This is a genomic window from Mycolicibacterium hippocampi, from assembly GCF_010723735.1.
Lineage (GTDB): Bacteria > Actinomycetota > Actinomycetes > Mycobacteriales > Mycobacteriaceae > Mycobacterium > Mycobacterium hippocampi.
Map to the genome: position 1 here is coordinate 4,957,269 of NZ_BLLB01000002.1, position 11,920 is coordinate 4,969,188.

12 protein-coding genes are annotated in these 11,920 nt (G+C 67.7%); 3 read left to right on the forward strand and 9 right to left on the reverse strand.

Annotation, left to right across the window (positions count from 1 at the left end; genetic code table 11):
- Window positions 1-39: 39 nt before the first annotated feature.
- The 5 genes from G6N53_RS30340 to G6N53_RS24830 form a co-directional block, all read right to left on the reverse strand.
- Entirely contained in the window at window positions 40-1,404 is a 1,365-nt protein-coding gene (locus G6N53_RS30340; RefSeq protein ID WP_237166631.1) for a hypothetical protein, read from the reverse strand.
- Window positions 1,401-1,997: a TetR/AcrR family transcriptional regulator gene (locus G6N53_RS24815; protein WP_163893532.1), complete on the reverse strand. Its 597-nt coding sequence runs from the start codon at window positions 1,995-1,997 to the stop codon at window positions 1,401-1,403. Before G6N53_RS24815 ends, G6N53_RS30340 begins: the two co-directional genes overlap by 4 nt.
- A 56-nt stretch (window positions 1,998-2,053) precedes the next feature.
- On the reverse strand, window positions 2,054-2,728 hold the full coding sequence (locus G6N53_RS24820) for a DUF899 domain-containing protein (RefSeq protein WP_163893534.1): 675 nt from the start codon (window positions 2,726-2,728) through the stop codon (window positions 2,054-2,056).
- A 41-nt stretch (window positions 2,729-2,769) separates the two neighbouring features.
- Complete coding sequence (locus G6N53_RS24825; RefSeq protein WP_163896348.1) at window positions 2,770-3,651, reverse strand: LLM class flavin-dependent oxidoreductase; 882 nt, start codon at window positions 3,649-3,651, stop codon at window positions 2,770-2,772.
- Window positions 3,652-3,720: 69 nt separating this feature from the next.
- Window positions 3,721-4,863: a TDT family transporter gene (locus tag G6N53_RS24830; RefSeq protein ID WP_237166632.1), complete on the reverse strand. Its 1,143-nt coding sequence runs from the start codon at window positions 4,861-4,863 to the stop codon at window positions 3,721-3,723.
- A 142-nt stretch (window positions 4,864-5,005) separates the two neighbouring features.
- On the opposite strand from G6N53_RS24830, the gene G6N53_RS24835 reads away from it, so the two are divergent.
- Genes G6N53_RS24835 through G6N53_RS24845 form a run of 3 tightly spaced genes read left to right on the forward strand, consistent with a single transcriptional unit; the run spans window position 5,006 to window position 7,853 of the window.
- A complete protein-coding gene (locus G6N53_RS24835) occupies window positions 5,006-6,313 on the forward strand; it encodes a sensor histidine kinase (RefSeq protein WP_163896350.1) in 1,308 nt (435 codons plus the stop codon).
- Complete coding sequence (locus G6N53_RS24840; RefSeq protein ID WP_163893539.1) at window positions 6,304-6,948, forward strand: response regulator transcription factor; 645 nt, start codon at window positions 6,304-6,306, stop codon at window positions 6,946-6,948. Before G6N53_RS24835 ends, G6N53_RS24840 begins: the two co-directional genes overlap by 10 nt.
- A gap of 20 nt (window positions 6,949-6,968) precedes the next feature.
- On the forward strand, window positions 6,969-7,853 hold the full coding sequence (locus G6N53_RS24845) for a DUF4097 family beta strand repeat-containing protein (protein WP_163893541.1): 885 nt from the start codon (window positions 6,969-6,971) through the stop codon (window positions 7,851-7,853).
- A gap of 7 nt (window positions 7,854-7,860) precedes the next feature.
- Here the strand turns inward: G6N53_RS24845 and G6N53_RS24850 are convergent, their stop codons facing one another.
- The 4 genes from G6N53_RS24850 to G6N53_RS24865 all read right to left on the reverse strand — a co-directional run bounded on the left by G6N53_RS24850 (window position 7,861) and on the right by G6N53_RS24865 (window position 11,901).
- On the reverse strand, window positions 7,861-9,180 hold the full coding sequence (locus G6N53_RS24850) for a flavin monoamine oxidase family protein (RefSeq protein ID WP_308206854.1): 1,320 nt from the start codon (window positions 9,178-9,180) through the stop codon (window positions 7,861-7,863).
- Window positions 9,181-9,182: 2 nt separating this feature from the next.
- Window positions 9,183-10,205: a nitronate monooxygenase gene (locus tag G6N53_RS24855; RefSeq protein ID WP_163893543.1), complete on the reverse strand. Its 1,023-nt coding sequence runs from the start codon at window positions 10,203-10,205 to the stop codon at window positions 9,183-9,185.
- 23 nt (window positions 10,206-10,228) lie between these two features.
- Window positions 10,229-10,705, reverse strand: a complete 477-nt coding sequence (locus G6N53_RS24860; RefSeq protein ID WP_163893545.1) for an Rrf2 family transcriptional regulator — start codon at window positions 10,703-10,705, stop codon at window positions 10,229-10,231.
- Between the two features lie 146 nt (window positions 10,706-10,851).
- Window positions 10,852-11,901, reverse strand: a complete 1,050-nt coding sequence (locus tag G6N53_RS24865; protein WP_163893547.1) for a substrate-binding domain-containing protein — start codon at window positions 11,899-11,901, stop codon at window positions 10,852-10,854.
- Window positions 11,902-11,920: the final 19 nt, after the last annotated feature.

Here is an 11,920-nt window from a genome sequence, read left to right on the forward strand (position 1 = left end):
CCGTGGAAGTGGCCAAGTGACAACCCACGGGCGGCGTCCTCAGCGCTCGAGTACTACAACCGCGTAGCCGTCGAGTGCGATCTCCTCGCCACCCTCGACCCGCACCTGTTGCGGTACGCCGGTCTTGTTGATCAACAGCAGCTTCTGCACGCCACTCGGGGTGACGAACCCCTGGGTGTACACCCGCGACTCGGGCAGTTCTGGCTGACCGATACGGGTTGCGACCAGGGTGTCACCGGGCCCGAAGTGCTGCAGCAGCAGCTGCAGTGCCCGGTAGCGGGCGTTGGGTTCACCGGATTCCCAGTCGAGCAGTGTGACCCCCGGGATCATGCCGGGGTAGTCGATGAACTCGGCGATGCCGACCAGGTCGATGCCGAGGGCCACCAACCGCGCCCACACGTAGGACTGCACCGCAGCACTGAGTGACCAGTATTCGTCCGGGATGGCGGGGGTCGGGTTCATCGGTTCGGGGGTCATCGTTCCGACCTCGTTGATGAAGGTCTTCGTCTCCGGCGCCAGGCGGCGCCGGATCGACTCGATGTAGTTGACCTGCGCGAGAAAGCCGTCGGCCTGCGAGAAGAACAGGTCACGCCAGTGCTCGAATGGCGAATTGCCCTCCGGCGCTGTGGGGTTGATGATCTCGGGATGTGCATAGAAGTGGTAGGAGATCGCGTCGGGCGGCGCACCGTCGGCGTGTTGGGCCGGATCGAGGAACCTCCAGAAGTACTCGGGCTCGCCGTGCCTATGCGTCAGCGACAGCCCGACGAACTTCATCTGCGGATCCAGCGGCGCCAACCGTGCCACCACGGCGTCGAACAGTGCGGTATAAGTCTCCGGAGACATGCCCCGCATATCCGGTTCGCACAATACTTCCCAGTAGGCAAAACGGTAGTGGTGACCGGATTCGAGTCGACGGCCCAGTTCGTCGGTGAACCCGCCCGCGATGTACCAGCTGGCAAGTCGATAGAAATAGTCGGCGACCTCGCTGCAGCTGGGATCGCGCAAGTGAGTGCCCCGTTCGTAATCCCAGACGATCTCGTCAGGGTCATCGGGCACGTGCACCGGGGTGGTGAACATCCACGCCGGGATCGTGGCGAAGTTGGCCACCACGGGTCGTCCGTTCGTCGCGGACATGAAATCCGTCACGAACGGGTCCAGCGCTGAGAAGTCCCATGAAGTCTCGGTTTTTGTCGGCGGCCGGAGCGCGGGCACAGAGAAGTGCGGGTGCGAGAACCAGGGCAGAAACCGGACCAGGTCGGCGCCGAGATCGCTCAAAGCCTGAAATGCCGTGTCGTGCAGTGCAGATCCACGCCGCAGCGGAGGAGCCGTCCACAGGTGGGTTGTCAGAGTGGTCCTGGACACTGCGATGGAGTCCGACCAGTCGACATCCACAGCAATCGTCATAGGTGACACTTTCGTTTGTCGGGGACCCCGCGCCCCAGCGCGGGAAGGATGGCCTGATCGACGATGGCAGCGCGAACCTCGACATCGGGCAGCATGCCGGTGTCGATCTGGTGCTTGATCACCAACGCTTCACCGATGTCGGCGACGACCGGGGTGATGAGCCGCGCATCGACCTCACCGAGCGCCGAGTAATGGTCCATCACGATGCGGGTGAAGCGCCCCCCGTGGGCGTCGAACACTCGCCGGTAGAGCTCCTCGACGAATTCGGGACGCCGTCCGCGCTCGGTCAGGATGGCCGCTACCACCGCCGCGGCCGGGCCGGAAAGCCACTCGGCGAGTTGGTCCAGCGAACGCAGGAGATCGGCACGAAGATCACCGCCTTCCGGGGTCGGCGTCTCGACGGGGTAGATCTCCACCAGAGCATCGAGTAGCAGATCGTCGACGGTCGCCCAGTGCCGGTAGATCGATGTCTTGGCGACCGCCGCCCGCCGGGCGACGCCCTCGACCGTGAGTCCGACGACTCCGGTTTCGACGGCCTCACCCAATACCGCAGCCCGACACGCCGCCTTGAGATCTTCCGCGGTTCTCCGCATGGCGGAAAAATTAGCAACGATGACGTAGCTACGCAAGCGTAGCTACGTCTGGTGGGTCAATAGGCGTCGTGCAGACGCATCCACTCATAGGGCGGCTGTTGCGGCCAGCCCTCGGGCGAGTCCTCCCAGCTCTCCTGCCGGCCGTAGGGCGTGAGGTCGAGCAGGTCGAACACCACCATGAACGGCTCCTCGCCGCGATCGAACGTCTGCCAGGTGTGGAACACCCGGTCCCCGTCACGCAGGAACACGCTGATCGAGTGGCGCTCCTCGCCGTCGACAGTGGTGTGGAAATCCTCGTTGAACGACGATCGTCCCGACGACACCCACGGCAGGTCCCATCCCATGCGGTCCTTGAACGCCACCAGCTTGCCCACCGGTGCCCGCGACACCAGCACCAGCGAGGTGTCCTTGGCGTAGAGGTGTGACAACGGGCCGATGTGATCGGCCATCATCGAGCAGCCCGAACAGCCCTCGTCCCAGTCCGGGCCGAACATGAAGTGCTGCACGATCAGCTGGCGGCGACCGTCGAACAGCTCGAGCAGCGACCACGGACCGGATTCGGTGTCGAACTCATACGGCGTCTCGATCGCCACCATCGGTAGCCGACGGCGGGCGGCGCTGACCGAGTCCTTGAGCCTGATCAGTTCCTTTTCCCGGACGAGCAGTTCAGCGCGGGCACGGTCCCACGCGGCCCGCGAGACGATCGGTGGCATGGCTTCGGCGTTCCCCATCCCCCGAGCATGCCACCACGCCTAACCGAAGTCGCCGAGCCTCAACCGAAGTCGCCGACCACCTCGGCGACCTGACGCACCTGGTCGATGTCCGCGCTCGTCGGGATCAGATGCAACTCGTCGGTGCCGATGTCGGCGAACCGCTGCAGTGTCGCGTGCAACTGCTCCGCGGTCCCCGCCCAGCCGGTGGTCGGCGCCATCGCGTCCACGATCTCGGCGGGAATCCAGTTCATGTAGCGCTGCAGGTGGCGGTGGACCTGGGCGCGGGGCTCGTCACCGTCACCGATCGCGAACCAGAACGACGTCGCCAGATGCGGCGCCGACCTGCCGGCCTGCTGCCACGCGTCGCGTGCCACGTCGAACAACTCGTTCTGCTTGTCGACATCCAGATCCAGGGTGGTTCCGGCGAGTCCGTCGGCCCAGCCGGCGGCGTGACGCATCGTCTTCGGTCCCATCGTGCCCACCAGCAGCTTCGGCCCCCCGGCCTGCACTGGCGGCGGACCCACCGGCAACGTCGACTCGGTCACCTTCTCGCCGGACCACACGCGTCTCATCACCGCCACCCGCTCGGCCATCTCGCGCATCGTCTGAGTCGCCGGGTCGGCCCCGGCGGCGCGGTAGTCCTCGTGCCGGCCGCCCACACCGAGGCCGACGGTGAGTCGGCCGTCGCTGAGCATGTCCGCGGTGGCCAGCGCCTTGGCCAGCATCACGGGGTCGTGCAGTTGCGGGATCAGCACCGTGGTCACCAGCTGCACCCGATCGGTCCAGGCCGCCATCGCCCCGAGCAGCGTGAGGCTCTCCGGATTGTCGAACGCCATGCGCTCGCCCCAGCACAGCGACGAGAACGGTCCGCTGTCCACGAGGTGCGCCCACGCTTTCAGCGTCACCGCATCGAGGTTGGGCTCCATCACCGGCAGGGTCATCCCGATACGCACGTCGGCGATTCTGACATGCCGGGCGAATCCGGCGCGGCTACCGACCGTGGTGGGTCGTCAGCGCGCCGGATCCGTGGCGGGCGGATCCTTCTGCGCGCGGATCGGATCGGTTCCCGGAGGCGCGAACAGCCCACCGCGCATCCCACCGCCGAACGTCCGCACCGCCACCAGACACCAGGTGGCCAACAACCCGATGTAGGCGACGGCGGCGGCGACCCGGAACGCCGGCAGCTCGGTGTGCACGGCGAGCTGCGTCGTGCCGGTGACGAACGTGCCGACCGGGAACGTCAGGCTCCACCACGTCAGCGCAAACGGCATGCCCCGGCGCAGCGTGCGCACGGTCAGCGAGGTGGCCAACCCAATCCACAGCACGGCAAAACCCCACACCGGAACGCCGTAGAGGATCGCGAACACGCTCATCCCGTCGGCGATCTGCTGGTCGACGGCCAGCGCCGCGTCGGTGGCCAGAAGGCCTGCCACGGTGATCGATTGACCCAACGGGCCCAGGACGATCCACAATGTGGGCACCCGGGCGGTACCGGAGGTGCCGAAGTGCGCCAGCCGGCTCCAGATGATCGTGATGATGATCAGCGACGCCACCAGCGACAGCCCGAACATCGCGTAGCAGCCGTAGAACATCGTGGTGCGACCCGTCCCCGGCGCCATGTGCGGGATCAGCATCGCGCCCGTCGCGGCGGACACCATGGGCGGTACCACCGGCATCAGCCATCCGCCGAACGCGGCATCGGGTTCGACCCGGTACTGCGTGAACATCATGAAAGGGATGCTCATCGCGGTGAACAGCCCGCCGAGAGTCCCTGCGGTCCACAACACCCAGGCCAGGTCGACCGCCGCGCGTTCGCCGATCAGGTCCCTGCCCACCAGCAGTGCCCCGGCGCCGACGGTGAGCAGCGCCATCGGAGCGGCCCCGTAGAAGTGCGCCATCTGCGGATTACGAACGTGGCTGCGCGCCACCGTGGGGTTGCGCACCCAGTGGGCGATCATCGCGAGGATGAGCAGCACCAGCCACAACGCCGAGGCCACCCAGACCCCCAGCGCGAAAGTCCGCAGGCCGGGGACGTGCACCGGCAGCGTCGCACCTGCCGTGGCCACGATGCCCGTGCCCATCACCGACGCGAACCAGTTCGGCCCGAGGTAACTGAGTGGGCTGGGCCGGTCCCTGGTCATCTCGCCGGTCATGCAGGCAAGTATGGCGGTAGCACCCGCACGATCGAGGGCACTTGCCAGCAGGGGGGTTATCCCCCGCCGGAATCTGAGGAAAACGCTGTGTCGCCGCCGCGGGCGGGTCCATAGGTTGGAGTCCATGGCCGCTATTGCTGACATGGACGCAGTCACCGACCCCGGTCCCGCCGTCCCGCACGAGCCGACCGTGGCCGAGCCACCGCGGCCCCGCACCCTCGGCCTGGTACCGACTGCATCGATGATCACCGGCGGCGCGCTCGGCTCGGTGTGGTTCTGGATCCCGTTGGCGATCGTCGTCATCGGCATCTCCTCGATCCCCAGCATCATCGGGTTCCTCGTGGCCGGCGTGGTCTTCATCTACCTGATGCGTGGCGTCGACCAGATCGAGCGGGTGCGCAGCGAAGCCGTGTTCGGCATGGGCATCGGGGTTCCGCCACGGCGGCTGTCACCGCACACCGGCTTCCAACGCTGGGCCCACCAGCTGTGGCTGGACCTGAGCAGCACCCGGTTCTGGAAGGCGGTGGCCCACCACTACCTGCGGATGATCTACGACATCCTGGTCACCGGGCTGGCACTGGCGCTGCTGGTGTTCGCCTTTCTCGCGCCGGCCGCCGCGATCGCCATCGACAACAGCGACGCCGATGCCGGCCTGACCTTCGTTCCCGCTCCGCTGGCCTGGCTGTTGGCGGTGGTGGCACTCGCCGCGGCGGTCGTGCTGCTGGTGTTCGCGCCGGCGCTGGACGCGACGATCGACCGCTGGCTGCTGTCTCCGTCACCGACGGCCGCGCTCCAACATCAGGTCAGTGCGCTCGCCGACGCGCGGCAGGGCGCGGTGACGTCAGCGCAGACCGAACGGCATCGCATCGAGCGCGATCTGCACGACAGCGTGCAGCCGCGGCTGGTGTCGCTGGCGATGACGATCGGTCTGGCCCAGACCAAGCTCGACACCGATCCGCCCGCGGCCAAGGCCTTGATCGCCGAAGCGCACGACGACGCCAAGAGCGCTCTGGTGGAACTGCGCAACGTGGTTCGCGGTATCGCTCCGACCATCTTGGCCGACCGCGGTCTGGATGCCGCGCTGTCGGCGGTCGTCCAGCGCGCGACGAATGCGGGTGTCCCGACGACGCTGAGCGTGCATCTGCCTCGTCGGCTGCCGGATGAAGTCGAGGCGTGCGCCTACTTCGTGGTCGCCGAGGCCCTGACCAATGTCACCCGACACGCCGGCGCCTCCCATGCGGCGGTCACCGTGCGACTCGACGAAGCCGCGAACCGGTTGTACGTCACGGTGTTCGACGACGGCCGTGGAGGCGCGTGGATCACCGACGACGAGAACACCACCGGGCTGCGAGGCCTCGACGAACGGGTGCGCGCGGCCCGTGGCACGTTCTCGGTGGCCAGCCCGGTCACCGGACCCACCGTCGTCACCGCGGTGCTGCCATGCGCATAGTGATCGCCGAGGATTCCGCGCTGCTGCGGGCCGGTATCGAGCGGATACTCACCGACGCCGGGCACCAGGTGGTCGCCGGCGTCCCCGACGCGACGAACCTGCTGCGCCTGGTCAACGAGGAACGGCCCGACCTGGCGATCCTCGACGTGAGGATGCCGCCGACGTTCACCGACGAAGGGATCAGGGCCGCCGCCCTGCTCCGCAGCCAGAACCCGGAGTCGCCGGTGCTGGTGCTGTCCCACTACGTCGAAGAGCGCTACGCCGCCGAGCTGATCGCCTCGGACACAAAAGGGTTCGGTTACCTCCTGAAAGACCGGGTGGCCGACGTCCCCGCGTTCCTCGATGCCGTGGCCGTCGTCGGCGCCGGCGGCACCGTGCTCGACCCCGAAGTCGTCTCCCAGATCCTGGCCCGCTCGCACCGCAACAACACCCTGGACGGGCTGACCGCGCGTGAGCGTGAGGTCCTGCAGTTGATGGCCGAGGGCCGGACCAACTCCGCCATCGCAATGGCACTTCACATGTCGGTGGGCTCGGCGGAAAAGCACATCGCCTCGATCTTCACCAAGCTGGACCTCGCACCCGACGAGAGCGAAAACCGCCGCGTCCTCGCGGTGCTGCGATACCTCGAATCCTGAAGCAGTGAAAGGACTCTGACGTGACGACCACCCTCGCGCCACCACCCGAACCGGCATCACCTCCCCCACCGCTCTCCCCCGGCGGGCGCACCGCTGTCCGGGCCGTGTTGATGATCGCCGCCGCGGTTCTCGTCATCGGACTGGTCGTCACGCTGTCCACGCTCGCCTGGGGAGTGAGCACCTTCCGGGTCATCACCGATTCCGCGGCACTGCCTGCCACGCTGCGCTCCGTGGCGATCGACACCGGTTCTGTTCCGGTGGCGATCCGCATCACCAGCGACCGCGAGGCGCGCGAGCCCAGAGTGGACATGCGAATGGTGAACTCCACCCGTGCGGGCTCGGATCCGTTGTCGGTCAGCACCGATGAACTCACCGCGCGGGTGACGATCGACGCCGAGGACTCACCGATCCTGGATTGGGGCAGAGCATCGGAGATCACCCTGGTGCTGCCGCCCGAGGTCGCACGCCGCATGGCGGTGACCACCCAGCAGCAGATGGGCGTGGTGCTCGCCCAGGCCGATGTCGACCAGCTGATCGCCCGGACCGACGAAGGTGCCGTCGTGCTCAGCGGCTCGGCCAACCACATCGACATCACCAACGAGAACGGCGACGTCCACACCCGCGAACCCATCGAGGTGTCCGAATCGTTCCAGGTGGTGACCCGCAATGGGGACGTCAGCGTCGACTTCACCGCGGCGCCGGAGACGATCGATGCCGAATCGGACACCGGGGACATCGTTCTCGCGCTGCCCCGACCCGGTCCTTACAGCGTCGACGCGACGACCGGGCAGCGGTGGGGCACCACGGTGGTTCGGGTCCCGCAGACCCGGGACCCGCAGAACGCGGCGTCGGTGGTGACGGTCCGCTCGGACACCGGCGACGTGATCGTGGAGGAGCTGCGTTAGTCGAGCGTCAATCGTCCAGGATTCGCCGGGCTTCGCGCACTCCGCTCAGGTAGGCCCCGTGAACGGTTGCAAAGAACTCCTCGTGCGTTGCCTCACCCGCAAAGGCGAGTCGTTCTCCGACCGGTTCGGCCAGGGCGCGCTGGTCGTGCGGACCGGACCCCACTGCGAGAAAGCTGTAGGCCCCACGGGCATACTCGTCGGCCGCCCAGCGAGTGACGAGCGCGCCGACAGGTTCGGGGCCGCCCAGCACACGCGACACCTCCCGGATCGACCGCTCGTCGGACTGCATTTCACGCGCCCGCGCGTTCGCGCCACCACGCAGCCCCACCAGAAACGGCGTGGCGGCGAAGCGCAGACCGTTGACGAGATCGGATACTGGCTGGTCCCGGCCGACGATGCCGAATGTGTCCGGCTCCTGCGGCCAGAACGGCTCATCGTAGGCAAGCACCACTTTGTCGAGCACGCCGAACCCGAGCCGATCGATCGCCACGCGTTTCGGTTCGGGCAACGGGGGGTCGAATGAGATCGTCCTGGCCTTCAACACTCCGAGGGGGACGGTGACAATCACCCGGTCAGCGAGGAAGATTCCCCGTGACGTCTCGATCCGCGCCTCGGAACCGTGGTGCGCGATCCGCTCGACCACGGTATCGAGTTCGACGATCAAACCGCGTGCGAGGTGATCCACCAGCTGGCCGTACCCGCCGGGCAGGATCAGATCGGGTCCGTCGAGTTCACCTTCGTGCCCGAACCACCGTAGCGACAGCTCATCTGGGTCGGCGGCGTATTCGGCGGCGATGGCGGATGCGACGCACCACTGCATGAGCGGATCGTCGAGATCGAGGATGTCGGGCAGGGCATCCGCGACCGAAGCGTCGGATGTGGCGTTGTCAGTCGCCAGGTACATCGCCTCGATGGCATCGTGACATGTGCTCAGCGCCGTGGCAGTTGCCGCGGCGCCGACCCACGAGCCGCCGTCGAGCAAGGCCACGCTCTCGAAGTCCGTCTCGACCGTCCGGGCACCGACCTCGGCGGCGAGTCCGATCAACGGGTTGCCGTCGGTGCCGTGCAGCCATGCCGCGCCGAGGTCAACCGGCACCCCCAGCGAGGTGTCCGTCCATGTCCGCCCGCCGATACGGTTACGCGCTTCCAGCACCGTCACCGAGACACCGGCGTCGGTGAGGCGCCGGGCGGCGGCCAACCCCGCCATTCCCGCACCGACCACCACCACGTGCTGGTCACTCGCCCGCCCGGCACCGCCGCAGGCGACTAGCAGCGGCGTTGCCGCCGTCACGCCGAGGCCCAACGTGAACGCCCGCCGAGTGAGCATGATCAGGCAGCCTGGGCTGCCAGCTTCTCGACGATCGAGGCGGCGGGCGCGGGTTCGGCCTGCCGATATCCCGTGCCCGCCCATACGTTGACCGCCTGCGGATCCCCGGCACGCACCGCCGCCGCCCGCACCGGACTGGTCAGGTAGTGGACCTCGGGATACCCGAACGGCGCCAGGGCTTCGTGCTCATCGACGAACCGGTTGCGTAACCCGCGCGCGTAGCGGCCGGAAAATGCCCGTGTGACAACGGTTTCGGTGAACTGGGGATCCCGCAGCGCCGCGCGGTGCACTGCACTGCTGCCGGCTTCGTCGGCGAGCAGGAATGCGGTTCCCAGCTGGGCGGCCACCGCTCCCGCCTGCAGCACCCGGCGAACGTCGCCTGCGCCCATCAGCCCGCCGGCGGCGATGACAGGGATGTCGAGATCGGCGACGATCCTGGCCACCAGCACGTCGAGCGTCTCGTCCGGCGGCGCCGCGGTCGCGTCGAACGTGCCGCGGTGCCCACCCGCCGAGGGGCCCTGCGCGACAACGGCGTCGACGCCGCACTCCGCGGCGAACCTCGCCTCGGTCATGGTGGTCACGGTGCCGATGGTGCCGATCCCGGCATCGGTGAGTCGGCGCCGTTCTTCGGCGCTCGGCAGCCCGAAGGTGAACGACACCACCGCCGGCCGCAGCTGCAGCAGTACCTCGATCTTGGCGGCCCAGCTGTCGTCATCGAAGCGCGGCTCACCCAGGCTGACGCCGTAGCGCTGCGCCTCGGCGGCCAACGAATCGGCGTACGCGCCGATGGCGGCGGGGGTAGCCGCACTGGGCTGAGGCACGAACAGATTGGCACCGACCGGCCCGGTGGTCAGTCGTCCCGCGCCCTCCAGTCGCTCGGCGAACACCTCCGCTGCCAGATATCCCGCGGGCACGAACCCCAACCCGCCCGCATCGGCACCCGCCCCGGCCAGCTCTGGAGTGGACGGTCCGCCCGCCATCGGGGCGATCAGAACCGGCACCGCGAGATCGCGAACGTCGAACATCGCACCCTCCTTGGAAGCCATGACTAACCGACCGAGTGCCCCCGCGCCTCTTCCTGGCTTCGGTAGTCGTCAGCCAGCACGCACACGTGTTCGGGTAGCGCACCGGCGACGACGTCGGCGAGGCTGGTCTGTTCCAGCACCGAACGCATGCTCGCCCGCAGGGCTCGCCACACGTCCGTCAGCGCCGCTGTGGGACCGGAGTACGGCAGGTCGCCCAGACCGATGTCACGGACGCTGGCCAGCGGCCCGTCGATGCACCGCAGCACGTCGGCAATGCTGATGTCGCCGGCGGGCCGGGCGAGCTCGTAGCCGCCCTCCCGGCCGCGGTGGCTCCGCACCAGACGATCGGTGCGCAGGTCGGACAGGATGTCGACAAGGAACTGTGGCGGGATCCCCTGGGCCTTGGCCAGGTCGTCGGTCTTGACGACGGTGCCGTCGCCGACCGTGGCCAGCTGGACCATGGCCCGGACGGCATATTCCGCCTTGGCCGACATCCGCATAGGCCCACGCTAGTCGGATAGGTCCGCCGATTGGTGAACCAGCCACCCCGGAAACGCCCGCAGGTGTGGCTGCGCAGCTACGAACCGTCGACGACAGCGACCGGGACCGGCCGAGGCGGTGGCCGGCCCCGGTACGCCGCGTGTCGTCACGGTTGTGTCTGGCCCGGAATCCCCTCGTAGGCGATGTCGCCGGTTTCGAGGTTCTTCTTGGTCAGGTCCGACAACCCGTCGAGGAACTGCTGCCGCTCGGTGACCACGTGCTGGATCGCGACTTCGACGTTGTCCCTGGTGATGGCGGGCATCACGTACACCGGCTCGGTGTTGACCTCTTCGCCCTTGGCGAGCGCATTGGCCACAGCCAGCCCCGCCGACAACTCGACGGTGCCGTTCTGCAGCGACGTGCCGATGAACTCACCGCTCTTGACCGCGTTCAGCCCGTCCTCGATGCCGTCGATGCCGACGATCGGCACGTCGTTGCGGCCGGATTCTTTCAGCGCCTGCAGCGCGCCAAGGCCCATGTCGTCGTTCTCGGCGACGACCGCGTCGATCTGGTCCCCGAACCCGGAGATCCAGTTCTTCATCTTGTTGACGGCCTCGTCGCGCTTCCAGTTGGCGGTGTCCTTGGCCAGCACCCTGATCTCGGGGTAGTTCGCCAGCACCTGCTCGATGCCCTTGGTGCGGTCGATCTCACCGGACTGGCCGAGCGGCCCCTGCAGGATGACGATGTTGCCGCGACCACCGAGGTGGTCGGCCATCATCTGCATCTCCTGCATGCCCGCCGCGACATCGTCGGGCTGCACGCTGCCGGCGACGTCCGGGTTGTTCAGCGCCGCGTTGACCGCCACCAGCGGGATGCCTTCAGCTTTGGCCCTGGCGACCTGCGGCCCCAGCGAGTCCGCCTGGATCGGGACCACGATGATCGCGTCGACGCCCTGATTGACCATCGAGTCGACCTGGTTGGCCTGCGTGGCGACATCGAGGTTGGCGGAGTTCCAGACCAATTCGATGTTGTTGTCGTTGGCATAGGCCTCCATGCCCTCCTTGCCCGCGGTGATGAACGAACTCATGTCGTACACCGAGACGCCGACGCGGGTGGTGTCGCTGTTGGACGCCGTATCGCCCGCCCCGCAGGCGCTCAGCCCGAGGCCGAGGACGCCGACCGAGGCGATCGCCGCGATTCTGGTGGTGAGTCTCATGTCCTTCTCTCTTTTCATT

Bases quoted from the DNA above. Each gene is read 5' to 3' on its own strand.
- G6N53_RS30340 (WP_237166631.1), bottom strand. From the start codon at position 1,404: ATGACGATTGCTGTGGATGTCGACTGGTCGGACTCCATCGCAGTGTCC.
- G6N53_RS24815 (WP_163893532.1), bottom strand. From the start codon at position 1,997: ATGCGGAGAACCGCGGAAGATCTCAAGGCGGCGTGTCGGGCTGCGGTA.
- G6N53_RS24820 (WP_163893534.1), bottom strand. From the start codon at position 2,728: ATGGGGAACGCCGAAGCCATGCCACCGATCGTCTCGCGGGCCGCGTGG.
- G6N53_RS24825 (WP_163896348.1), bottom strand. From the start codon at position 3,651: ATGACCCTGCCGGTGATGGAGCCCAACCTCGATGCGGTGACGCTGAAA.
- G6N53_RS24830 (WP_237166632.1), bottom strand. From the start codon at position 4,863: ATGACCGGCGAGATGACCAGGGACCGGCCCAGCCCACTCAGTTACCTC.
- G6N53_RS24835 (WP_163896350.1), top strand. From the start codon at position 5,006: ATGGACGCAGTCACCGACCCCGGTCCCGCCGTCCCGCACGAGCCGACC.
- G6N53_RS24840 (WP_163893539.1), top strand. From the start codon at position 6,304: ATGCGCATAGTGATCGCCGAGGATTCCGCGCTGCTGCGGGCCGGTATC.
- G6N53_RS24850 (WP_308206854.1), bottom strand. From the start codon at position 9,180: ATGCTCACTCGGCGGGCGTTCACGTTGGGCCTCGGCGTGACGGCGGCA.
- G6N53_RS24855 (WP_163893543.1), bottom strand. From the start codon at position 10,205: ATGTTCGACGTTCGCGATCTCGCGGTGCCGGTTCTGATCGCCCCGATG.
- G6N53_RS24860 (WP_163893545.1), bottom strand. From the start codon at position 10,705: ATGCGGATGTCGGCCAAGGCGGAATATGCCGTCCGGGCCATGGTCCAG.
- G6N53_RS24865 (WP_163893547.1), bottom strand. From the start codon at position 11,901: ATGAGACTCACCACCAGAATCGCGGCGATCGCCTCGGTCGGCGTCCTC.